This window comes from Gaetbulibacter sp. M235 (genome assembly GCF_043876835.1).
Classification (GTDB): Bacteria; Bacteroidota; Bacteroidia; order Flavobacteriales; family Flavobacteriaceae; genus Yeosuana.
This window is the reverse complement of sequence record NZ_JBAWJZ010000006.1, coordinates 70,522-94,449: the sequence shown is the minus strand read 5'-3', so window position 1 is coordinate 94,449 and position 23,928 is coordinate 70,522. Positions and strand designations below refer to the sequence as shown.

19 protein-coding genes and 1 other RNA gene are annotated in these 23,928 nt (G+C 30.7%); 3 read left to right on the top strand and 17 right to left on the bottom strand.

Features of this window, described 5'->3' with window-relative positions; translation table 11 throughout:
- The first annotated feature begins 61 nt into the window (after window positions 1–61).
- Window positions 62–1,471: a TlpA family protein disulfide reductase gene (locus tag V8G69_RS11025; RefSeq protein ID WP_394881978.1), complete on the top strand. Its 1,410-nt coding sequence runs from the start codon at window positions 62–64 to the stop codon at window positions 1,469–1,471.
- 68 nt (window positions 1,472–1,539) lie between these two features.
- Here V8G69_RS11025 and fsa read toward each other — a convergent pair whose 3' ends face one another.
- From fsa to ffs, 4 genes are all read right to left on the bottom strand, one after another.
- Window positions 1,540–2,193, bottom strand: a complete 654-nt coding sequence (gene fsa, locus V8G69_RS11020) for a fructose-6-phosphate aldolase (RefSeq protein WP_394881977.1) — start codon at window positions 2,191–2,193, stop codon at window positions 1,540–1,542.
- A 110-nt stretch (window positions 2,194–2,303) separates the two neighbouring features.
- Window positions 2,304–2,729, bottom strand: coding sequence for a hypothetical protein (locus V8G69_RS11015; protein ID WP_394881976.1), 426 nt, complete (start codon window positions 2,727–2,729; stop codon window positions 2,304–2,306).
- 49 nt (window positions 2,730–2,778) lie between these two features.
- Complete coding sequence (locus V8G69_RS11010) at window positions 2,779–3,582, bottom strand: SDR family oxidoreductase (protein ID WP_394881975.1); 804 nt, start codon at window positions 3,580–3,582, stop codon at window positions 2,779–2,781.
- Between the two features lie 69 nt (window positions 3,583–3,651).
- Window positions 3,652–3,750, bottom strand: an RNA gene (gene ffs / locus V8G69_RS11005) — signal recognition particle sRNA small type.
- Between the two features lie 87 nt (window positions 3,751–3,837).
- On the opposite strand from ffs, the gene V8G69_RS11000 reads away from it, so the two are divergent.
- Window positions 3,838–4,872, top strand: a complete 1,035-nt coding sequence (locus tag V8G69_RS11000; protein WP_394881974.1) for a glutaminyl-peptide cyclotransferase — start codon at window positions 3,838–3,840, stop codon at window positions 4,870–4,872.
- 4 nt (window positions 4,873–4,876) lie between these two features.
- Here V8G69_RS11000 and V8G69_RS10995 read toward each other — a convergent pair whose 3' ends face one another.
- The 13 genes from V8G69_RS10995 to V8G69_RS10935 all read right to left on the bottom strand — a co-directional run bounded on the left by V8G69_RS10995 (window position 4,877) and on the right by V8G69_RS10935 (window position 22,632).
- Complete coding sequence (locus V8G69_RS10995; protein WP_394881973.1) at window positions 4,877–6,019, bottom strand: MFS transporter; 1,143 nt, start codon at window positions 6,017–6,019, stop codon at window positions 4,877–4,879.
- 40 nt (window positions 6,020–6,059) lie between these two features.
- Entirely contained in the window at window positions 6,060–6,836 is a 777-nt protein-coding gene (gene proB, locus V8G69_RS10990; protein ID WP_394881972.1) for a glutamate 5-kinase, read from the bottom strand.
- A gap of 1 nt (window position 6,837) precedes the next feature.
- Window positions 6,838–7,638: a pyrroline-5-carboxylate reductase gene (gene proC / locus V8G69_RS10985; RefSeq protein WP_394881971.1), complete on the bottom strand. Its 801-nt coding sequence runs from the start codon at window positions 7,636–7,638 to the stop codon at window positions 6,838–6,840.
- Window positions 7,639–7,701: 63 nt separating this feature from the next.
- Window positions 7,702–7,893 (bottom strand): hypothetical protein, encoded by a 192-nt coding sequence (locus V8G69_RS10980; RefSeq protein ID WP_394881970.1) that lies wholly within the window; start codon window positions 7,891–7,893, stop codon window positions 7,702–7,704.
- Between the two features lie 181 nt (window positions 7,894–8,074).
- The gene (glgP, locus tag V8G69_RS10975; RefSeq protein ID WP_394881969.1) at window positions 8,075–9,718 is read right to left on the bottom strand and encodes an alpha-glucan family phosphorylase; all 1,644 of its coding nucleotides are present in this window, start codon (window positions 9,716–9,718) and stop codon (window positions 8,075–8,077) included.
- Between the two features lie 218 nt (window positions 9,719–9,936).
- Complete coding sequence (locus V8G69_RS10970) at window positions 9,937–10,521, bottom strand: HD domain-containing protein (RefSeq protein ID WP_394881967.1); 585 nt, start codon at window positions 10,519–10,521, stop codon at window positions 9,937–9,939.
- Between the two features lie 9 nt (window positions 10,522–10,530).
- On the bottom strand, window positions 10,531–11,049 hold the full coding sequence (locus V8G69_RS10965) for a Pycsar system effector family protein (protein ID WP_394881965.1): 519 nt from the start codon (window positions 11,047–11,049) through the stop codon (window positions 10,531–10,533).
- 42 nt (window positions 11,050–11,091) lie between these two features.
- Entirely contained in the window at window positions 11,092–13,080 is a 1,989-nt protein-coding gene (locus tag V8G69_RS10960) for an adenylate/guanylate cyclase domain-containing protein (RefSeq protein ID WP_394881964.1), read from the bottom strand.
- 10 nt (window positions 13,081–13,090) lie between these two features.
- On the bottom strand, window positions 13,091–17,785 hold the full coding sequence (locus V8G69_RS10955; RefSeq protein ID WP_394881963.1) for a S8 family peptidase: 4,695 nt from the start codon (window positions 17,783–17,785) through the stop codon (window positions 13,091–13,093).
- Between the two features lie 544 nt (window positions 17,786–18,329).
- The gene (locus V8G69_RS10950) at window positions 18,330–19,823 is read right to left on the bottom strand and encodes an aminotransferase class V-fold PLP-dependent enzyme (protein WP_394881962.1); all 1,494 of its coding nucleotides are present in this window, start codon (window positions 19,821–19,823) and stop codon (window positions 18,330–18,332) included.
- 18 nt (window positions 19,824–19,841) lie between these two features.
- A complete protein-coding gene (locus V8G69_RS10945; RefSeq protein ID WP_394881961.1) occupies window positions 19,842–21,821 on the bottom strand; it encodes a cytochrome c biogenesis protein CcdA in 1,980 nt (659 codons plus the stop codon).
- Between the two features lie 14 nt (window positions 21,822–21,835).
- On the bottom strand, window positions 21,836–22,282 hold the full coding sequence (locus V8G69_RS10940) for a protein-disulfide reductase DsbD domain-containing protein (RefSeq protein WP_394881960.1): 447 nt from the start codon (window positions 22,280–22,282) through the stop codon (window positions 21,836–21,838).
- Window positions 22,279–22,632: a hypothetical protein gene (locus tag V8G69_RS10935; protein WP_394881959.1), complete on the bottom strand. Its 354-nt coding sequence runs from the start codon at window positions 22,630–22,632 to the stop codon at window positions 22,279–22,281. Before V8G69_RS10935 ends, V8G69_RS10940 begins: the two co-directional genes overlap by 4 nt.
- A gap of 773 nt (window positions 22,633–23,405) precedes the next feature.
- Between V8G69_RS10935 and V8G69_RS10930 the strand changes: the two genes are divergently transcribed.
- Window positions 23,406–23,741, top strand: a complete 336-nt coding sequence (locus tag V8G69_RS10930) for a hypothetical protein (RefSeq protein WP_394881958.1) — start codon at window positions 23,406–23,408, stop codon at window positions 23,739–23,741.
- Window positions 23,742–23,928 lie beyond the last annotated feature (187 nt).

Genomic DNA, 23,928 nt, shown 5'->3' with positions numbered 1-23,928 from the left:
GCAACCCATAAATTTGTACAATTATGGCTAAATTAACACATGCCTCTGAGGGAAAAGATTTATGAGAGTTTTTATATATAGTTTAATTATTGCTTTTTCAGTATTTACTTGCAAAAATGATAAGGAAAATTATGCGGTTTTAGGAGGAGAAATAATCAATCCTAATAACGATTTTGTTGTTATTTTAAAATCTGAATGTGTTTTAGATACAGTTAAACTTGACAGCCATAACAGGTTTATATATAAAATTAATGACCTACAACCAGGGTTTTACACTTTTAGGCATGGTAGCGAAATTCAAATGGTTTTTTTAGAACCTAATGATAGTATTATGTTTAGACTTAATACTTTTGATTTTGATGAATCCTTGGTGTATTCAGGCGACGGTTCTAAAAAAAATAATTACTTCATTAATGAGTTTTTGCAAAATGAGGTTATTGAAAAAGAAATCTTTCAATTATGCCAGCTAAATCCTGTTGATTTTGAAAACAAGATAAATTTAATCAAAGCCAATAAAATTAAAGAGCTTAAAGGTTTTATTAATAATAACAAAACTTCAGATTTGTTTGAAGAAATTGCCGAAGCCAATATTAATTATAGCTATTACACCAGTAAAGAAATTTATCCCATTATAAATTATAGATCTAACAAGCGAAACATCATTAATGATTTACCCAAAGATTTTTACGATTACAGAAAAAACGTTGACTATAATAATGAAGGTTACCAAGACTACTTAAGTTATAATTCGTTTTTAAGAACCAACTTTAATAATCTTGCCCTTGAAAAACATTTACACCACTCGCAAGAAAATCATTTTAATAGTAAATCTATATGCTATAATCTAGACAGGCTTAATCTAATTGATAGCTTAGTTACAAATCATTCTATAAAAAATGATTTGCTTTATTATTTTACAATGTCTTTTTTAAACAAGAATAATGATATTGAAAACAATGAAAAGCTAACAAAATTCTTTTTAAGTAAAAGTACTAACAAGAAAAATAACGAAATCATTTCAAATCTTGCAGAGTCAATAAATAACTTAAAACCAGGTGAAGTTTTCCCTAACATTGACCTTGTTAATAATGAAAACTCTGAATTAAATTTCAATGATTTAATAAAAAAACCAACAGCTATATATTTTTGGTCCCATAATTTTTATGACCACTTTAAAGATAGTCATTACAAGGTGAATGAATTAAAAGAAAAATATCCTGAAATTAATTTTATTGCCGTAAACATTGACAGTGATGATGTTAAAAAATGGATAAACTCTCTTAACAAAAACAGCTTTCCGCTAACAAACGAATATCGTTTTAAAAACCCAGAAGAATCAATGCATACTTTAGCTATTTACCCTATGACTAAAGTTATAATTATTGATAAAAACAATATTATTGTTAATAGTAATTCTAACATGTTTTCAAGTAATTTCGAAGAACAACTTTTAGGATTGATAAGCAAATAATAAATAAAATAAGCAAAAAGCCTCAAACTAAAGTTTGAGGCTTTTTGCTTATTTTATACAGTAGTATCTTAATTTCCTTTTTTGTAGTCGGCTAAAAACTGAGCTAAACCACTATCTGTTAAAGGATGTTTTAATAACCCTTCAATGGCACTTAAAGGTCCTGTCATAACATCGGCACCTAATTTTGCACAGTCAATAATATGCATTGTATGACGAACTGACGCGGCTAAAATTTGAGTTTCAAATTCATAATTATCATAAATATGCCTTATTTCTGAAATCAGGTTTAAACCATCTGTTGAAATATCATCTAATCTACCTATAAAAGGAGATACATAAGTTGCCCCGGCTTTTGCTGCTAATAACGCTTGTCCTGGAGAAAACACCAAAGTAACATTAGTTTTTATACCCTTTTCAGAGAAATATTTACAAGCTTTAATACCATCTTTTATCATTGGCAATTTAACTACAATTTGATCGTGTAATTCGGCCAATGCTTCTCCTTCTCTTATCATGCCTTCAAAATCTGTAGCTATCACTTCTGCGCTAACATCACCATCAACAATATTACAAATAGCAACATAGTGTTTCATAATATTATCATGCCCAGTAATACCTTCTTTCGCCATTAATGACGGATTGGTTGTAACACCATCTAGAACTCCAAGTTCTTGGGCTTCTTTAATTTGACCAAGATTGGCCGTATCAATAAAAAATTTCATTAAAATAATTGTTTAGGTTGTGCTAAAATATAATGGCAAATTTACGATAATTAGACAGTCACTTAGTCCATTAATAGAAAAAATAAATTAAAAGAATAATTTGAAGAATCTTAATTTACTATTATAGTATAAGCTCTACTAGTGGATTCATCACATAATCCATCACAATCGTTAAAATTGCTCTCACAATCGTCACTATAATTATATTTCTGCTCTGCACTGAGTCTAACTGTAAATTTATAAGTACCAGAAGATAGTGGTCTTCCTTGTAAAACAATATCCCTGTAATTTATAATATATTCAATTCCTTCAGGTAATTCACCATCAATATGGAAATAATAGTCATAACTATTATCCAATGGTTCATTCTTGATACCAGCAGTAATTTTCTCGCTATATAGTTGATTAACGTAAGCTTGGGCTAGTTTTCTATCGGATAATTCTGGGCGCTTGTTTATTATACACTCTAAAATATCTTGACAACTACAAAATAAAAAAACAGTTACCAACAGAGTTCGTGAAAGTAATTTTATCATAAGTTGTTAATTTAAAAAAAGTTAGCAACCTAAGATATGTTAAAATTTCTTATAATTTATAATGCTTTACCAATAATTTTTCGTACATCTTGTCAGGCAATACACGTTTTAAAAAAACAGAGAATTTCTGCATAAAAGCACCAACTTTATAATGAATTTTCGGATTTTTAGTGTTAATAATTTTAAAAACAGCTTCCGCCATCATATTTGGATTGCTTCCACTATCTACATGAGTATTCATTAATTCTAAAGTGTTTCCATAAGGCTTGATATAAGGGGAATCCTTTAAAAGTGGACTATGATATCTTCCAGCAGCTATATTTGTTGCAAAATCTCCCGGAGCCACATTAGTCATTTGAATATTGAAATCCTTTAACTCCATTCTAAAGGCTTCTGTTAGTAATTCAAGAGCGCCTTTACTGGCACTATAAATACCTCGGTAAGGCAACCCCATGTAACCAGCAATAGATGTTATGTTTATAATTAAACCTTCGTTTTGATTGCGCATTTGTGGTAAAACAGATTTAATAACATTGATTGGCCCGAAAAAATTTGTTTCAAAATTGGCTTTAATCTCTACTTCTGGAATTTCTTCAATAGGTCCTGTTATTCCAACACCTGCATTATTGATAAGCACATCCAATCTTCCTTCCTTTTCAATAACCGTTTCAACAGTGTTCCAAATAGATTTTAAATCCTTAACATCCATGGTAAGAATGGAAAACTTACTGGATTCATAACGCTCAGGATTTCTACTTGTACCATAAACAGTATAACCTTTATCACATAAATACTCACCAATAGATTTTCCTATTCCAGAAGAACCACCAGTAATTAAAACAACTTTAGACATATTTTTGTTTGTAAATAAGAATGTAAAGTTACTATTGTAAATACTTTTTAGGAAAGAAAAAGGCATAAAAAAAGGCAAGCTACCTACATCACACCGCTACGACCATTTACCTTTGCTTCGTTCCCGACCTGGAGGATTCAACAGGAGCTGGTTGTGTAGGACTTGCCGGGTGCAAAGATACAACCTTTTAAAATTTTCACAATGATTTTTTAAACTGATTTTAAATAAATATCTTGCTTAAAATTTACAATCAAAATGAATATTTACAAATACCTCACTATCATGTTTTTAAGTACATTAATAATAGCTTGTGGCTCAAATAGTGGACAAAAAAATAACGATTTCATTTTAAAAACAAATTCAAAAAACAATACATTTTCAATAAATGATGTATTAACATTATCTATTGAAAATCCTAAAAGCCATACCATAGACTCAATAACTTATTCATTGGAAGGGAAAAAAATTCAAAATTCAATTCCTTTGGCTGCTTTTAAATTAGGAAAGCTAACCATGGAAGCCAAAATTTTTTATAATAATGAACATCAAACGGTAACACAAAACATTATTATACTGAATAATGAAGTTCCTAAAATCTACACCTATAAAATATTAAATGAATACCCTCATGATATTACTTCATATACGCAAGGATTAGAGTTTTTTAATGACACATTATATGAAAGTACCGGACAATATAAAGAGTCTAAACTTAGAAAAGTAAATTACAAAACAGGAGAAGTTTACAAAAACATTAATCTTGCTGACGAATATTTTGGTGAAGGGCTAACCATTTTAAATGATAAAATTTACCAGCTAACATGGCGTAAGGGAATTGGTTTTGTTTATGATGTAAACACCTTTGAGAAACTTAATAGTTTTAAATATGGAAACAGTAAAGAAGGTTGGGGTTTATGCAATGACAACCATGTAATTTATAAAAGTGATGGAACCGAAAACATTTGGACTTTAAATCCTAAAACACTTACTGAACAAGATTATATTCAAGTATATACCAATAAAGGTAAGATTACAGATATTAATGAAATGGAATGGATAGATGATGAAATTTATGCAAATAGATATCAAAAAGATGGTGTGGCAATCATTAATCCAAAAAACGGTGCTGTAATTGCCGTTATTGATTTTTCTCCTTTAAAAAAATTGGTAACTCAACATGCAGCTTTAGATGTACTAAATGGTATTGCCTATAACCCAAAAACAAAAACCATTTTTGTAACCGGCAAACGTTGGGATAAATTGTTTGAAGTAGAAATTATTGAAAACTAGTATTTTATTCTGCTTTTAATTGACTTTTAAAAAACATTCTTGAAAAAGGAATGATTAAAAGCCCTACAAAAACAAAAATATAAAAAGCGTTTTTCAACCCAAAAGCATGTGCTAAATACCCAATTACTGGTGGGCCAATAAACATTCCAATAATACCATAAGTGGTAATTATTGAAATAGCCATTCCTGGTGAATATTTTTTTGATGCGCCGGCCAAAGCAAATGTCATTGGAAAAATTGCTGCTGTACCAAATCCAACTAAACAAAAACCTATTAGTGCAGACCAAAAATAAGGAAACAAAATAGCAACCAAAATTCCAACTGTTATGATTGAAGAACTAAAAACATAGGTGTTTTTACTTCCTATTTTTTGAATTAATTTATCTGAATAAAACCTAGATATTGCCATGCATATCATAAAAGACAGATATCCATAGGTAAAAACTTTTTCCTTTATTACTTCTTTAAAATACACACCACTCCAATCGAACATGCCACCCTCGCAAATGGCCGCTAAAAAAATTATCAACCCTAAATACAAAATAAAAGTATCTGGTTTTCCAATGATTATCTTATTACCCGTTGTTGACTTATCATTCTTTAATGTAAATTGATAAACTATTAAAGCCATTGTCAAAATAATAATTGAAATGGTAAGTAAATGAGCTTGCATGCTTACTCCTATTTTTACCATAAGAGTTGAAAAGGCAACCCCAAACAAACCACCAGTACTCCAAAGTCCATGAAAAGAGCCTACAATACGTTTTTCGAATCTTTTTTGCAAGGTTAATGATTGTGTGTTAATGGCAATGTTTAAAATTCTCATGCAAAATGAAAAAGCACAAACAGCCACTACCAATAAAAAAGGAGTTGTTGCAAAACCTATAAGCGTTAATGCAAATGAAAAACCAATAAAAGAAACAATTAAAGGTATTCTACTGTCAAACCTGGATACTAACCATCCAGAAATAGGCAATCCTATTAAAGAGCTTATTGGCATTGCTAAAAGCACCGTTCCAAGCTCAGCATCATTGAAATTAAAAAGAGTTTTAATTGTTGGTATACGCGATGCCCATGTTGCAAAACTTAAACCTGTTAGAAAGAAATAAACTCCTAAAGCAATCCTTTGTTTAACTTTTAATTCCATAAAGACAAAACATAATAAAGACTGCAAAATTACAAAAAAACTAGCGCATGATTTTAGTTCCTACACTTTTTCCATCTATTATATCAATTATAGTATTATCTTTTTTTCCGTTTGCTATAAAGGTTGGAATATTCATGGCCGCAGCTTGTTTAGCATAATCTAGCTTTGACCCCATGCCTCCTCTTCCTTCTGCCTCTTCTTTATTACTTTCTTTAATATATTTATCTACATTTTCGTTTGAATTTACTTCTTCAATAAGTGTACTGTTTTCTGAATCTGGGTGTCCATCATATAAACCATCTATATCTGTTAGAATGATAAGTTTATCGGCATTTATAAGTTGGGCTACCAAACTAGCAAGTTCGTCATTATCAGAAAACATTGACATGGTTACTGAAACAGCGTCATCTTCATTTAAAATAGGAATAACGCCTTCAGACAATAATCCTTTATAACAATTGATCATATTTTCTCTGTGCACGCCAGGACTAAAATCTCTTTTTGTTGGAAGCACTTGGGCACATTTCATACCATAATCCATAAAAATATTATAATACAACCGCATCATTCTGGGTTGTCCAATGGCAGAGTAAACTTGTCTTCGTTGGGTTTTATCTTTTATTTTTGAGCGTCCTAATACTTCCTTTCCGGCAATTACAGAACCAGATGACACAAGAATTGTTATAATATCCCGTTCATAAAGCTCTGCTATCTGTCGTACCAATCGTCTTAAAACTGGTCTAACTATTCTTTTATCCTTGTTGGTCATTACATTAGTACCAACTTTTACAACTATTTTTTGTTTATATTTTTCCATCTTATTTTCCAAGTTCAACAGCTCTATTAAATGCTGCAAACGCAGCTTCTTTAATTAGCTCATTTACATTATTGTCTTCCATGGAGTCTAGAGCTGCACGGGTTGTACCTTCTTTTGAGGCTACCATCTCCATCCATGAATTAGGTGACAAATCTGATTGATTAAAAAGTTCGACTGCACCGGTAAATGTTTCGCTTACTAATACTTTGGAAATATTTTTTGAAAATCCCATTTGAAGCGCTGCTTCCATCATACTTTGCATAAAATAGAAAACATAGGCTGGCCCACTGCCAGAAATACCTGTTGAAGCATCAATAAAATTTTCATTACTTACCAATATTGATTTTCCGGTAGTATCTAATAGGTTCTCAACCATTAAAAGCTCTACTCTTGATACATTTGTCGAAGCAATATAAGATGTTAAACCTCTTCCAACTTGGGCTGGCAAATTTGGCATTGCTCTTACAATTTTTGATAGTCCTGTAAAACCTTTAATGAAATCAATGGTGATTCCCGCCATGATCGATATAATAATTTGCTCATTGTTTACTAAGGGTTTTATGTCTTTAAACACTGTTTCAGCATGATATGGTTTTACAGCTATAAAAATGATGTCTGCCAAAGGCACACAATCGTTTAAATCTTGATAGACATCAAAGTGCAATATTTTATTTAGTTCTTTAGTTTTTTCTTCAGAATTATCTAAAATCATAATATTTCTTTTTTTAAGAAGTTTAGATTTAGACATGCCTTGCGCATAGGTAAGCCCCATGTTACCGGCACCAATAACTAGTACTTTCATAAAGTATTTAATTTTTTTAAATATAAATTAATGTAAAAATGAATTGTAATTTAGATAAATGCCCTATCTGGAAAGAGAGCAATCGTTACAATCTTTTATGCTACCGTAGTAAGTTTCGCGGTATTTGTGAAGTGTTTTAATAGGCAATCCCAATAGATGTTTTTTAATATAAGTAACTTGTACTATTAATTCACCCATTTTTTTACTGTAACGTTTTTCTGTTTTTGTTTTCCTTTTTATTTGTATAACTTTCATAAAATTGTGTTTGCCGATAAGGTAAAAAACTTAAGCTCTACTGAAAGGAATTTTTGTTAAAATAAAGTTAATTTTTTAAACAACTTTAAGAATATTTTAATTAAATATTGATTTTACTGACAATAGTTCAAAAAAAAAGGCAAACTATAATAGCTTGCCTTTTTAAATCGGGTAATCAATTTTATTTATAAAGCTCTTTATAATATTGTTCAGCCATTCTATGACTTGTAAATTCAGGTATCACATCGTCTATACTCTGAAAAACAATTTTATTCCATTCATCTGGGTTATCATAATACATAGGAATCACTTTATTTTCAAGAATGTCATATAAATTATTTGCATCTAATTTATCTTGTTCCCAAACCGGCATATTATGATCTAATTCTGGTAAAACAAAGGAATTTTCTCCATTCTTTTCAAACTCAGGAATCCAACCGTCATTTATAGAAACATTTACAGAACCATTCATGGCAGCGGTCATACCACTTGTACCAGAAGCTTCTCTTGTAATTCTAGGAGTATTCAACCAAATATCAGATCCTTCTTTAAGTTTTTTAGACAAGTCAATTTCATAACCAATCAAAACCGCCAAATTTGAGGCTGTTTTAGAATAGTTCACCAAATGATTAAAAATATCAATAGCATAATAATCCATTGGATAAGGTTTTCCTGCCCAAATAATTTGCACTGGATATTTAGTATTAGAAATTAATTTTTTAAAGCGTTCAATATCATACAATAACAAATCAGCTCTTTTGTAACCAGCAAAACGTCTTGCCCAAACAAAAGTTAATACATTAGGATCAAATAGTTTTTCTGTTTGATCAAGAACCTCATCAAACAATTGTTTCTTAAGCTCTAGCTTTCTTTGTTTATATGCTTGAGTGTTTCTTTTTTCCCAAGCTTTTTTAATTTGATTGTCTTGCCAAAAATTTTGATTTTGAGCATTGGTAATAGGAATGATTTTACAAATCTTATCAAAATCTTTCCACATATCATTTGATACCACAGCATGCAATTTTGAAACTGCATTTGCCTTTTTTGCCATTCTTAGTGCAGAAACTGTGTAATTAATCATACCGCCATTAACTGTTTCCTTAGCTAATTCATCATCAGAAAGCATTCTGCCAAAAAACCCACAACGGTTTAAATGACGTCCGTCACGTTCTTCATTTCCTGCTTTTTCAGGCGTATGTGTTGTAAATGCTAATTGCTGTTTTTTTATACCTTTATCCTTTAAATAATAAAAAGCAGGCAACCCATGTCCTTCATTTAAATGATAAATATCTGCGCCACCTAAAGCTTCAACAACTTTTGCACCTCCAATACCAAGAACAATACTTTGAGAAACTCTTGTTATTTCATTGGCATCGTACAAATGATTCGTAATAGTCCTAGATAAAAAGTCGTTTCCATCTATATCGGTACTTAACAAATAAATAGGGACAGACCCAAAGATTTCAGGTTTCAAAACATAAGCTCTAACTTTTACGTTTGGATTGTCGTGTAATTTTATGGTTACTTCAATTCCGGTGTCTTCTAAAAAATTATATGTTTTTTCAATAAAATCTGTGCGAAGGGTTTGATCTTCATTTCTGGCTTGATCATAATAGCCATATTTCCAAAGCATTCCAATTCCAATTACATTTTGCTTAAGTTCATGTGCTGAACGCATATGTGAACCTGCCAAAAACCCAAGACCACCAGAATAAATTTTTAGTGCTTGATGGATTCCAAACTCCATACTAAAATAGGCTACTTTTTTTTCATACTTCTTATCTGGTTCATATGGATGATACCATTTACTATATTTACTTATCATATTAACTGCTTTTTTTAAGCCCTAAATTTATTAATAAATACTAGATACTTTTACTGATATATATCATAAAGAAAGCACTAAATCATTTAAAATAGCATTAAACACTGACCGTTAAATGATTAAAAAATATAGAAGGTTGAATTCTGTTTAAAAAAAGAAAATGGCTCAAAAAAAAATTAAATGATTTTAATAAAAAATAAGTGAAAGATTGAATACTATTACTTTTTAATAAGTTTTTCAATCTCTGAAATTCTTTTTTCCTTTTTTGGTTGCCTATATTTTTGGGCAAAAACAGTGTAATAGTGATGAGTTTGCAAAAATTTAATCTGTGCTTTATTCCATTCATTCTCATCTGTAAAAATAGAAGCAGTTTTTAATTCTTTAAATAGTAACTGGCTTATCTCATAAAAATCGTTTCTTCCCAAATAATCTAAATCAGAATCACAAATTATTTTCTCCAAATAGTTTTTTGGGGTTTGAGGAACACGAGTAGCTTTAATCAACCCTTGAACAACTTTAACATCCTCCTTTGGAAAACCATATTCCAGCATTAATTTTTCTGCCATTTCCATGCTCTTCTGTTCGTGCTCAATTTTAGTAGCCGTAAAACCCATATCATGAAGTAATGCTGCAATTCTAAGTAAATAAGCACTATGGGTTTCAATTTTTTCTCTTCTTATATATTGATTTACAACATTCGCTACATCTAAAGTGTGTCTAACATTATGATAAGTTAAATCTTTAGGTAATTTAGAATTTAAAATCTCTAATGCTCTTTTTCTTAGTTTTAAATACCCTTTCATACTCCTCCATCAGTATTTTAATGTTATTAACCAGTAACCAATTATTAAAATTACAAAAATGACACTTAACCCAAAAAACTGCATTGATCTGTGGACACATTTAAATTTTGCATCAATAATTTTACATTCAACATGTATCTGCTCACCAAGCTGTTTATACAACTCTTCTTCTGTTGAGCACACTTCAATTAATTTTTTTGTATATTCTTCAATAGTTCCAAAAGCTCTAACGGCATCTCCAAAAAAGAATACATTTTTGTCATATTTTAATTCAATTTGAGGTTTGAAACATTTAAAACAATAAAAAATTGAAATAATTACACTAAAAAACCATAAAAAAACAAATACGATTGAAACGATACTTGAGTTTAACATATCTTCAAGTTGTTCAAATTTTTCAAAGAAAAGCCCTAATACAAGACTATGAAATGAAAAAATAACACCTGCTTTAAGTTCTGAAGCACGAATTAACTTTTCTAATCTTTCTAGTTGTTCCCAATAATTATTTGGATCATGAATAGGTGTCATTTTGCTTATGTTTTAATTCAAAATAAATTTACAATAAAAAAATTATCCAACATTTTTTTTCATTAGAAGCTCGTTTAAAAATGCCTTATCTTTTATACCAGTCACAAAATACATTTTCATTATTCCTCTATTCTTCACTTCAATTTCCCCTCTATATTTACAATTAAATACATCTTTAACCAATTCGTAAGTATATTCAGAAATATTAATTCTTCCTGGGTGAGATAATGTTTCCATCCTTGAAGCTACATTTACTGTATCTCCCCAAATATCATAGGCAAATTTGTGAGTACCCACAACTCCTGCTACAATAGGACCCGTATTAATGCCTATTCTGATATCAAGGTTAGAAACTGTGTCTTTTGTGTTCAATTTGGTTTCTTCAATAAATTGAACTATTTCAAAAGCTGCTAAAATCATTTTAAAAGGATGATCAATAGTTGGAAAAGGCAAACCACCAGCGCACATATAAGCATCTCCAATAGTCTTAATTTTTTCCATACCGTATTTTTCCATGATTTGATCAAACTTAGAAAAATAATAATCTACGCTACTAACCAACTCTTCAGGGGTTAAATCTTTAGCAAAGTTTGTAAACCCTTTAAAATCTGTAAACAATACGGTAACGGAATCAAATTTTTTGGCTTCAACTTTACCGTTTTGCTTTAATTCCATTGCTGTTTCAATTGGAAGAATGTTATGCAATAAAGTTTCAGAACGGTTTTTTTCAATTTCTATAATACGATTGGTTTCTTTAATAAAATTATATCGCCTTTTTAAACCTAGCGCCAAAAGAAATATTAATAAAATTACCAAAAGTGAAACAAAGATAACGCCTTGTTGTTTTTTTTGCTTTAACTGTTGAATCTCTGACTCTTTTTCTAAAAGCCCGATTTGATCTTCTTTTTTCTCCAAATCAAAATTAAATTGAAGACCACGTATTTTATCATCAGTTTTTAAATTAAATAGGGAATCTTTTTGAGCTATATATAGGTTTTTATAAAAATAAGCATTTTTAAAATCCTTATTTAAAGCATAAGTATTAGACAATCCAAAATAAATATCTCTTAATTCATCATTGGCTTCAATTTCTCTTCCTAATGTTTCGGCTTCTTTAAATGCTTTTATTGACGCTTTAAAATCATCTTGCTTATAAACTTCTCCTAAGCCTTCTAAAGCTTGTACAACCAATAACTGTTGATTATTTGATTTTGCTATTTGATAAGCTTCATTAAGGTATTCAATAGATTTTTGCTTGTTATTTTTCTTCAAAAGCACCTTACTTAATTTAATAAGGTTACCTGCTCTTAAGGTTATAATCTTATTACTCGATAGTGCTTCTTGATAATAGTTTAACGCTTCATCATAAAGTCTCTTTTCATAATAAATCTCTCCTACTCCCATTAGGTATCCAAAAGTTAGTTGAGGATTGTTTAATTGATTACGATATTCATTAAATTTATTATAATACTCTAAAGCTCTATCGAAATTGTTCATTTCCGCATAAAGGCCACCAATATTAAGTAAGGTTTGAGCCGTGTTATAATTGTCTTTTATTTTTTCAGAAATACTTAATGACCTTAAATAGTAGTCCAAAGCTTTGGCATTACTTCCTTGGCTGTAATAAATAGCCCCTAAATTATTAACAAGATTGGCTATGCCAATTGTATCGTGAATAGACTCAAATTCTTTTAAAGACTGTGTCCAAGAATTAAGTACATCTAAATAATTACCTTGATAATACTGAGCAAGCCCAATATTTTTTAAAGAATACGCTAACCCTCTTTTGTAGTTTAATTTGTTAGCTAACTCATTTGCTTTTTTTGCATAAATCAAAGATTCAGAAATGTTTTCCGTATTAATTATCTCCTTACTTAATGCATTTAAAGTTATCACCATTGAGGTGTCTTTAATTCCAGTTTCAACAATTCTTTTTAAACTATCTATCTTAATATTTTGAGCAAACATAAAACTAGATAACAGTAAAAAAAAAGCAACTAAAATTAAAAATACCTTACGGTGGAAATTCATAAAAAACTATTTATTCTTTTAATATATTATATGTTCTAATGTTTATATCGCTTGTAATCCTAACAATATAAATACCTGTTGGTAAATTTGACATATCAACTTCTTTTATTGAAAATGGTTGAGTAAACGTACCTGCATTGATAACTACAAAACCATACATGTTTAAAATCAAAACAGAAGCATTGTTTTCTATAACATTTTGTTTTATATATAATGTAGTTGAAACTGGATTTGGATAAATTGTGTAAGCCCCATCTAATTTAGCATCACATTTTCCGCTTTCGCTTGTTGAAGCAGAAGACACCGAACTCTTATGGGTTCCATCATATGTTGTTAAACTCCACACTAATTGGCTTCCGTCAAACTTAATCTCAAAAGTTCCATCACCTGGCATAAAAACAGTTGGCACTTTTCCACTATAAGCTATGCCTGTCAATTTATTGTCTTCACCTTCATTTACATATACTGGATAATCATTATCATTCTCATATCTATAAATAACAGTATATTTTAAAGTACTAATTTCATTTGGGTTATAACTTACACAATCTGCATATGTTCTTATTTTTTTGGCATTATCATCCGATGGATTAATAAACAGATGTGCTTCATTTGAAACAATGACATAGTTTTCAGGATCTGCTATTTTAACATAATATGCACCAGGAATAGAAGTGTCATAATACTCGTTACCATATTCATCAATAAAGTAATATGGAATACCGTCAGGGAAAACTGAAGATTCATTCTCATTATAAACAAATCCACTAAATTCAAAAGACAAGTCAGGGATACTACCTTGTATTGCAATTGATTCTTCAGGAGAAATAACAACATTCAGTATTGCTGGTGTAATTGTTAATGTACCATGAGTGTCGTCTTTTTCATTAACTACATTATAATTTTTAGGGTTACGGATTTTAATCTCATATTCACCTATTTCCTTAAGCTCAGAAAGTTCATATTCTACATTGTTTTTAACAAAATAAAACGGTACTCCATAAGGAAAAACAGTTTCTATAGATTCTTGTGCTTCACCTTCAAATGCCCAACCATCAAATGATGTATATTGTAACAATTTAACTTCTGTTAAAATTTCACCATAAGGAATGGTAATATTTTCTGCACTTACATTTAAATCTCTAGCATTAATGATTATTCGCCCAGATTCGTAAGTAATGTTAAAGTTTGCAGCCATTTCATTTAAAAATGCCCCGGGAAATATATAATGCCTTTCTTCATCAGAACTTGTAACATCAATACCTGTTAGCATATTTAATGCATATATCTGAGAAATAGCTCTCTCATCATCAGAACCATCATCTGGTGGAGCGTCTTCAGCGTCAACTATTGTAAACACTTCTGCGTAATCTTTATAAGGTCTTTCTGGATCATCACTGCTAACCAATGCCTGAAACTTACTTACTAAAGCTTGAAATTTGTTTTCAACACCTAACTCTACATCTCCAGCAAACAAGTCCTCAGCACTTACCAATGCCTGAAACTTACTTACAAGTGCTTGGAATTTACTTGTAGTCCCATCATCAAAATCCTCACGTGCAGAAATGTAATTTGTTAAGTTTTCATTATCTAAACTTATAACATTCATACCGCTTACTAGTGCCTGAAATTTATTTTGAATGGTACGTTCAGAAGCACTCCAACTACCTCCATCTAAAAAGCTCATATCATAGTTACTTACTAAAGCTTGGAATTTGCTTACAAGAGCCTGAAACTTGTTTGGGATACCATCTTTAAAATCTTCTGCATGTGTTTGATCAATTAATAACCTAAAACTCTCTTCATCAGAAATTCCTGTAGCGTCAAATTGATAATTAAAAGCAAAATCTATTGGGTCTCCATAAGTATAAGTAACATCTGGAGGTGTTATGGTTAGATCTTTCTTAGTAATTGTTAAATATCCAACCTTACCTATTTCTGTGTTTGGATCAATGTAACCAGAAATAAAGTTTACCTGATATTTATCTAATAATTCTTGGGATAAAGGTTCTGCAAATGAAGGTGTAATGACATAATCAAAAACAATGGGATAATCACCAACTGCCAGTTTAGCATCTGCACCAGAATTTAATTTAATTTCTGGAAATCCTAAAGACGTCAGAATTTCAGAATATGAAAGTAATGAATCTATTTCATCTGGTGGCAAACCTTGAACAATATAAGACAAGCTGATATCTTGTCCATATTCAAAAACGGCATTATTAGGAATTATATTAATAGCATACTTACCATCTGGCAAAATTTTAACTGGATCAGAAAAACCTCCATTACCTTCTGTACCTGGTTTTGGCTCTGTATAAATTGTTAAATCTGGGTTTCCTGTAAACGCTGGAATTGTTGCAATAATTTCAGTATCAGATACAACTTGGATATCTGTAATTTCTTTTCCATCAAAATAAACTTTGGCTGGATAAGGTTCAGCGGTTTTCAAAGGAAAAAATTCCCCAATTATAGAAAGTGTAATTGGTTCGACCGCTACATTTCCACTTAAAATAGTTAATGATGTAATTTTGGCTGTTTGAGCAGCAATACTCTTAAAAGCATTTAACGTGTTTATAAATAAACCATTAGACCCATCTCTAGCTGTGAAAGTAATAGAACTATTTTTAAATGTTGATAGGGCCTCACTAGCAGAGAATGTTGTTGAACCGGAACCATCTGGATACCAATAAGGTAAAGCTGATTTTAATAAAGCCATAGCTGCTGCTGCATGAGGTGCTGCTGCCGATGTTCCATAAAAATTAAGCTTATCATCTTTATCACAAGTGTCACAGGTAGCTAATTGCCCAATAGTTGTAGAAGCAGTATTAGCACCATCTGGCGCATACATATCAACTTGAAGATTTACTCCATCTTTCAATAAGCCACCATAACTCGAAAATGATTCAGCTATTGGATTTGATGCATTGCGATAATCTACAGCTCCCACTGTAATAGATTCTGGTGTCATTGCATGTCCACTTACTGTAGGCGCACCATTTCCAAAATATTCAGAAAATTTAAGTCCATCAGGTGTGCTGTCATCAGCTGAAGTTCTAAAAGCTATATATCTAAAAGGAACATTAGTAGGTCCCTTTGCGCTAGTAATTATAATATTTGCATTTCCTGTACCGGTAGCTTTGAATACAATTATTTCGGTAGGGTCACCGTTTACATTAACGCGATTATTACCTATCAATAACTTTCCATAGTCATCAACTACATAGATATCTAAATCATTGTCAGCTCCTAGTTGGTTTTTTTGTGATGCTGCAAACTCTTTCCATTGTAAAACAATTAAATAAGTTCCTGGCACCACGCTTATTTTCTGCAAGTAATCTTGAGAACCATCTGGATTAGTTCCAAAAACATGAGCACGAGTTGGATCTCCTGGAGGAATAAAATTTGTTATTGGTACACTTGAAGACGTATTAAAAGTAGCCTGGTATCCTTTATTGGCAATATTGCCTGCAGAGGTATAATGAAATTTTCCAGGCTCACTTACAAATGATTGCACACTTTCTGAAATACGACCTAACCCAAAAAATGGATCTGTAATAAATGTGATGTCATCCACAATAATATCACAACCTACATCTTTTAAAGCATTAAACCCAACCTCAAACTGTCTAGGTGATGCCGTTGCTGTATGAAAAGCTAATGAGGCGACTGGTGCAACATCATGAATAATTTGCAGCATTGCTCTTCCTTCATCTGACGATTTATAAACATTATCTTTTAAAACTTCAACAGATTCCGGTAATTCTCCATTTGCAATATCAAGAGCTGCATATCCTGGAACGCCAAGTGCCATATCATAACTATCCGATAAAACACCAACTTTAATTCCTGTACCGTCTACCGGTAAAATATTACCATCACTTTTAATTACCCTAAATGATTCTCGTACCAAATCAGATGTTTGTGCAGCATCTCCTTGTGAAATAACTCCACCAGAGTTATTATATGCCGGATAAACAGGTCTGGCAAAATTAATAATTTCGCCATAATTGTTTAAAGCACATAAATCTTGAGAATTAAAATATACATCGATAGCTGCCAGATTGCTATATTCAGAAATATCAAGTAAAAAATCTGAAGTAGGTATATTAAATGGGGACCCTTGTAATAGTGTAAGTACCGCTTGCATTTGGGAAGCCTTAGGAACTATTTCCACAAGAACCTTACCTCCAGCTACTTGAAATATCAAATCTGAAGGAGTTTCTCCAGCTACATTATCACATAATGATGATAATTCCTGACCTATAAGATCGTACGACTTTCCATTATTCCCAATTACCGGAAAAATAAATCCGTCATTGGGAGAACATTTAGCTGAATTAACATTAGCATAAACCGTATGGGTATTACCATTGCTAATAATAGTCCATTCAACATAATCATGCGGACCAAACTCTTTGGTAAAAACTTTATCTACCGACCCAGGCTTAAATTTATTTAAACCTTTAGCTACTTTTTTTCCGTTATTATATTTTATTATACTACCAGATTCATCTATAACAACTTCTTTATTCGAAGGATTATAATAACTGAATGTTGCTTGATAAAGCCCATTCCCTAAATCTTTAACACAATAAAGGACAGGCTCAATATCTTTACTTTTTTGAGCAAACGATTCTATTGAAATAAAAATAAATAAAAGAATAAATAATAAAAATTTTTGGTTAGCACACTTTTTTTTCATGACTATTTTCTTGGTTGGTTGGTTTATAATAAAAAACAATTAATACTGCTCGACAAAAGTTAATTTGACAAAACTGTATGAACTTATACAAAAAAAATTAAAAGAATTATTGAAATATTATTTCATAAGTCTTCAGTATGCTATTAAAAAAGACTCGGGGAGAGATGGCCAAATTTAAACTAATTTTTGATATAAAAAAATAAAATGCGATTAAGTAACGATTAATTTATCAAACGGTATATGTTTGATTTTAAATAATTTAAAATAACACTATCTAGATTTTTGATAACACATTTTTTAATTGATTTTTTTTCTTAATTGCTATTTAACGACGCAATATTTGAAGATTATATTTTATAAGGTTTTATATAATATGGGCAATACAATGACAAAAAAAATGGCAAAATCAATAAACACAAGACTCAACTAGGTTGTGGAAATAGAGCTATAATCAGTCAACATTTTGTTTATGAGATACATATACAATCTTATATCTTATTTTTCTGATTATTAAAATAATTAATACTATTTAGAGAAAAAAGTTCTAAACAATGCTTAACCAATCTCGAGTAATTTCAGATTCTATGGATTTATTACTTTTATGAATGAATTCGTTCTTAATGGCATTGTATGTATAATCTTCTCCCCAATTTTTAAAATTCTCAGCTATTTCTTTAATAGCACTGCAAATAAATTCAATTTCAGAATTTGTCATGGTTGGATGTATAGACATACGGACCCATCCTGGACGTTCCATTAAACATCCTTCTAATATCTTTTGCTCAATGGCCTTGGATGTCAATTGATCTACATGCAACAAATAGTGCCCATAAGTTCCGGCACACGAACAACCTCCTCTGGTTTGAATTCCAAAACGGTCATTCAATAATTTCACTATTAAGTTATAATGAGCTTCTTCAATATAAAATGAAAACACTCCTAATCTGTCAGTATGGTTTGGAGCCAGTATTTTTAAATTATCAATCTGAGATAATCGATCAAATATAATTGCATTGAGTTCATGTTCTCTCTCCAAAATATTTTGAATGCCCATTTCTTCTTTTAGTTTCACAGATAGAGCAATTCTTATGGCCTGCAAAAAACCTGGTGTCCCACCATCTTCACGGGTTTCAATATCATCTATATAATCATGGTCACCCCAAGGATTTGTATAACTCACCGTTCCGCCTCCTGGATTATCTGGCACTAAATTCTTATATAGTTTTTTATTGAAGATTAAAACTCCCGATGTTCCTGGTCCACCCAAAAACTTATGCGGGGAAAAAGTTATGGCATCTAAATATGAATCTTCATCAGCTGGATGCATATCAATATTCACATAAGGTGCTGAACAGGCAAAATCCACAAAGCACATACCATTGTTTTGATGCATTATCTTGGCCACTTCATGATAATTGGTCCTGATTCCTGTTACGTTTGAACAACCTGTAATAGCAGCAATTTTAATAGGAACCTGGCTATATTTTTGCAATAAGGATTTTAAACTGTCTAAACACGGTAAACCTTCATTACTTGAAGGAATAACCACCACTTTTGCAATGGTTTCTAACCAAGATGTCTGATTAGAATGATGTTCCATATGGGACACAAAAATAATAGGTCTTTTGTCATCAGGAACATTGGTATGGTCTTTTAGGTTTTCATTAAGCTTGATACCTAAAATACGCTGGAATTTATTAATAGCACCAGTCATTCCTGTTCCAACAGTGATTAACACATCATCTTTTGATGCATTTACGTGGTTCTTAATAATAGTTCTAGCATTATGGTAAGCATGGGTCATTACACTTCCTGTAATAGATGTTTCTGTATGTGTATTGGCTACAAACGGCCCTATTTCATTTAGTATTTTTTCTTCTATAGGTCTGTATAATCGTCCGCTTGCTGTCCAATCGGCGTAAATGATTTTTTTCTTTCCGTAAGGAGATTCAAACTCTTGATTAATACCTACTATATTCTCTCTAAATTTAGAAAAATAAGATTCTAGTTTTGTTTTGTTCTCAATATGATTAGCCATTGTCTTAATATTTTTTTTCTAATTCTTAAAATTAGAAATTCCTGTTTTTAGCCAATTAAGATAGTCATCAGCATCAGGAGTATATGAAACAGGATCAATAAGATTTTCTTCATTATGATCCATTAACACATAAAATGGTTGTGAATTTGCTTTGTATTTTAAGGTTTGTAGCTCACTCCATTTTTGTCCAATATACTTTAGTTGTTTTCCGGGTTTTAGTTTGGACTCTACAACATCACTTAACTCTAATGGACGTTTATCATCAACATACAATGAAATTAAAACCACATCATTTTTTAAAATATTTAATACGTTAGGATTTGGCCAAACGTTTTGTTCCATTTTTCTACAGTTTACGCAAGCCCATCCTGTGAAATCAATCATTACTGGTTTGCCAACTTGTTTAGCATAAGCCAATCCTTTATCATAATCATTAAAGGCAATAATATCATGAGGCGCCAATAAATGTGCCCCTTCTGGTAAATTATCATGGTTGCTATTTGATTGTGAACTACCTTCACTAACTTTTGAAAAGCCTACTCCATAAGGCGATTCACTATAATTCTGTGGTGGTGGAAACGCGCTTATTAAATTTAAGGGTGCTCCCCATAGACCCGGAATCATATAAATAGTGAATGATAACACCAAAAGACCTAAACTTAGTCTACCAACTGAGATATGAGTTAATGGTGAATCATGTGGTAATTTAATTTTTCCAAATAAATAAAGTGCTAAAGTTCCAAAAACAGCTATCCAAATAGCCAAGAAAACTTCACGCTCTAAAATATGTGTTTGCAATACTAAATCAGCTTGCGATAAGAATTTAAACGCCAATGCCAATTCTAAAAACCCTAATACTACTTTTACCGTATTTAGCCAACCGCCAGATTTTGGTAAGGAGTTTAACCATCCTGGAAAGGCTGCAAAAAGGGCAAATGGTAAAGCAATAGCTAGTGAAAAACCTAACATCCCAATAATTGGAGCTAATCCTCCTTTTGAGGCTGCCTGCACAAGTAATGTTCCAACAATGGGACCGGTACAAGAGAAAGACACAATAGCTAATGCCAGTGCCATAAAGAAAATACCTATAAGTCCGCCTCTATCAGCTTTTGAATCCACTTTATTAGCCCATGAATTTGGTAACATAATCTCAAAAGCTCCTAAAAAGGACACTGCAAAAATGACTAATAGTAAAAAGAAAATAATATTAAACCATACATTGGTTGCTAGTGCATTTAAGGCATCTGCTCCAAAAATACCGGTCACTGCCGTTCCTAATAACACATAAATAGCAATAATAGAAATTCCATAAATAATGGCATTTTTTATACCTGCTGCTTTTGTTTTACTTTGCTTGGTAAAAAAGCTTACTGTCATGGGTATCATTGGAAATACACATGGCGTTAACAAGGCTGCAAATCCAGACAGAAAGGCTATAAAAAAGATAGACCAAAGCCCTTTTTGAGATTCTTTTTGAGATGATGAAGATTCTATTGCATCAGCTTTTATACTTTGACTATCAGTACCGGTGGTTATTACTTTTGTGTTCTCTGATAAATTAAAAACCAACTCTACTTCTGTTGGTGGTAAACATTTGGAATCATCGCATACCATAAACTCTACAAAAGCCATGACGGTTGATACGCCTTCTTCAACTTTTATGCGTTGTTTGAAGGTCGCATCTTTTTCGAAATATTTGATTTCCATTTTGAAAACAGGATCGTTAATGGTATGCCCTTCTTCTTCAGATGTGTTTCCTACAATTGTAATGTTACCTTCACTATCATCATAAATAAATGACGTTGCTATTGGACCACCTTCTGGAACTGTTTGAGAATATAAGTGCCAACCCGATTCTATGGTTGCTTTTGTTATTAAGTTGTACTCAGTACTAGATACTTTTTCTACTGATGTTATCCATTTTACTGGTTCTAAGATTTGCGTATATCCAGTTGTAGATAAAACTAAAACTGCCAATGCAATAAGTAACTTCCTCATGATATTAATTTAAATTATTTTACTTTGAAAATCAAGTCAACCTCTGTAGGCGGTAAACATCTGCTATCATCACAGACCATAAATTCAACAGTTCCTTTAACTTGAAATGGTGCTTTTCCTTTAACTTTGATACGCTGCTTAAAAGCTGCTTTTTTTTCAAAATAAGTGATTTCCATACCAAAAATAGGGTCTTGAATAGTATGGCCCCTATCTTCAACAGTATTACCTTTTTTAAAATAATTTACATTGCCTTCAAAAGCAAATTTTGTTGGTATTGGCCCGTCTTGTGGAACATTTTGAGAATATAAATGCCATCCTGATTTAATTGTTGCTGTTGCTATCAGTTCATATTCTGAATCAGATATTTTTGTAACTGAGGTTGTCCATTTAACAGGTTCTAATATCTGCCCTTTTGTAATAAATGATGTTAAGAAGACTAAAATAAAAATGATGTTTTTCATGTGTATAATTTATTGCTTTGGTTTAAAAATTGCCTGACAAGATTATATGAAACTTTTAATACTTGCTCATTAAAACGAGGCTTTATAACCATTTGCCACATAATTTCATCATCTTTTGTTATTGAATTACCAAAAAGCGATTCGCTATTATCTCTCAAACCTATGCAAATATTGATTGTTTTTTCTGATAAAACCTTTTTTAAATAGGATACTAAAGTCTCTCCTCTTAAAGCTAGAGAATACACCTCTAATTTAGATACATTTTTAACAGGTTCTATAATTTCTTTAACTTGACATTTACTGTTGATATCAATAAAAAAAGAAAATTTCAATAAACAAATACGTCTCATGTGGCAAAAATAAGTTTTTAACAGTTTACAAAAGTTTATTTAAGATACTTTTAATAAAAGAGGATAGTTCTTAACTGTCCTTTTAAATAATTTGTTTTATGACTAACTCAACAAAATTAAAAATGCAAATACAATTCTATCGTTTATTATTTAAGACGCATTTATTATAAATACCCCTATAATATTTTGTTAAAATTTTAAAAAGTTAATATATAGGCATTTTCAATATCTCATTTTTTTAAATTAATCTATTTAAAAACAAATAGTTAAAAGTATTTTTGTTGATAAAATATATTATCTAAAAAATCAACACTCTTAAAAAATCTTTTAGCTTCCATTTTTAACGAATCAGAATAGGTATTTTTTTAATTCTAATCTTAAATAATTGATTAAAACAACTAAACTTTAGGCTCTTTTCTTCTAAAAAATATTTTAATCAACAGACATAAAAGCAACTCAAATTGGTTTTTAATAAGTTAAATTTTACTTTTTCAATGAAATTTTGTATTTGGCCATTTCAAGAATGAATACAATTGGTCATACTTATTTTCCTCTAAACTTATTACGTATTACTAGGGTGTTTTTCTGTTTATTAAAGGCATATGTTTTATGTTTGTTAGCATGATGTTAGCTCATCTACCAATTTTAATTGGTGCTATTATTATAAATTTTCACATAATGACACCTGAATTGTAGTTAACGAAAAATAATAATCCTCATTTTCTATTTTAAATTAAAAAATACCTATTTTTAATTTTATAAAATTATAAAAAATGAAAAGAGTAATATTCTCATTAATAGCTTTTACATTCTTTATACTAACTATAGGATGTAGTGCATTTCAAAATTCTGGAAATAGCAATCTTGTTATTAGACAAGCTGAAAATACCCCTGAAAATTTCTTGCCAGCAAAAGGTTTATCTCTTAATGATAACTCATGTATAAATCCAATGATAGACCCAAGAGATGGAACACAACTTATTATGGTATCTTCTAATAATGGAATGGCTAACTATAAAGTTTCACCATATAAATATGGATTAAGAAAGGGAGAGTTATTAAGAGTTGATTGCAAAACAGGAATTGCTGTTGGCATTGTTAAAGAATAATTTAAATAGTTTTAAACAGTTACCTTTTATACTAAAAAACTGCCCGTCTTAAATAAAGGCTACTTAATTTCAAACATTAATTTCATTAAGCATGAGTCCAATATATTAAGACTTTACTGGCTAAATCTCCCATTATTCTACTTTTCAGCAACGCCAATATATCTATCATTATTGGTATTAATAAAAA

Excerpts from the sequence above, each read along its gene's own strand:
- V8G69_RS11015 (WP_394881976.1), bottom strand. The coding sequence starts at position 2,729 with ATGATAAAATTACTTTCACGAACTCTGTTGGTAACTGTTTTTTTATTT.
- V8G69_RS11010 (WP_394881975.1), bottom strand. The coding sequence starts at position 3,582 with ATGTCTAAAGTTGTTTTAATTACTGGTGGTTCTTCTGGAATAGGAAAA.
- proC (WP_394881971.1), bottom strand. The coding sequence starts at position 7,638 with ATGAAAGTACTAGTTATTGGTGCCGGTAACATGGGGCTTACCTATGCG.
- V8G69_RS10940 (WP_394881960.1), bottom strand. The coding sequence starts at position 22,282 with ATGAAAAACATCATTTTTATTTTAGTCTTCTTAACATCATTTATTACA.
- V8G69_RS10970 (WP_394881967.1), bottom strand. The coding sequence starts at position 10,521 with ATGAAAGGGTATTTAAAACTAAGAAAAAGAGCATTAGAGATTTTAAAT.
- V8G69_RS10950 (WP_394881962.1), bottom strand. The coding sequence starts at position 19,823 with ATGGCTAATCATATTGAGAACAAAACAAAACTAGAATCTTATTTTTCT.
- V8G69_RS11000 (WP_394881974.1), top strand. The coding sequence starts at position 3,838 with ATGAATATTTACAAATACCTCACTATCATGTTTTTAAGTACATTAATA.
- fsa (WP_394881977.1), bottom strand. The coding sequence starts at position 2,193 with ATGAAATTTTTTATTGATACGGCCAATCTTGGTCAAATTAAAGAAGCC.
- V8G69_RS10965 (WP_394881965.1), bottom strand. The coding sequence starts at position 11,049 with ATGACACCTATTCATGATCCAAATAATTATTGGGAACAACTAGAAAGA.
- glgP (WP_394881969.1), bottom strand. The coding sequence starts at position 9,718 with ATGATAAGTAAATATAGTAAATGGTATCATCCATATGAACCAGATAAG.
- V8G69_RS10955 (WP_394881963.1), bottom strand. The coding sequence starts at position 17,785 with ATGAAAAAAAAGTGTGCTAACCAAAAATTTTTATTATTTATTCTTTTA.
- V8G69_RS10945 (WP_394881961.1), bottom strand. The coding sequence starts at position 21,821 with ATGAGGAAGTTACTTATTGCATTGGCAGTTTTAGTTTTATCTACAACT.
- V8G69_RS10995 (WP_394881973.1), bottom strand. The coding sequence starts at position 6,019 with ATGGAATTAAAAGTTAAACAAAGGATTGCTTTAGGAGTTTATTTCTTT.
- proB (WP_394881972.1), bottom strand. The coding sequence starts at position 6,836 with ATGGAAAAATATAAACAAAAAATAGTTGTAAAAGTTGGTACTAATGTA.
- V8G69_RS10935 (WP_394881959.1), bottom strand. The coding sequence starts at position 22,632 with ATGAGACGTATTTGTTTATTGAAATTTTCTTTTTTTATTGATATCAAC.
- V8G69_RS10930 (WP_394881958.1), top strand. The coding sequence starts at position 23,406 with ATGAAAAGAGTAATATTCTCATTAATAGCTTTTACATTCTTTATACTA.
- V8G69_RS10980 (WP_394881970.1), bottom strand. The coding sequence starts at position 7,893 with ATGAAAGTTATACAAATAAAAAGGAAAACAAAAACAGAAAAACGTTAC.
- V8G69_RS10960 (WP_394881964.1), bottom strand. The coding sequence starts at position 13,080 with ATGAATTTCCACCGTAAGGTATTTTTAATTTTAGTTGCTTTTTTTTTA.
- V8G69_RS11025 (WP_394881978.1), top strand. The coding sequence starts at position 62 with ATGAGAGTTTTTATATATAGTTTAATTATTGCTTTTTCAGTATTTACT.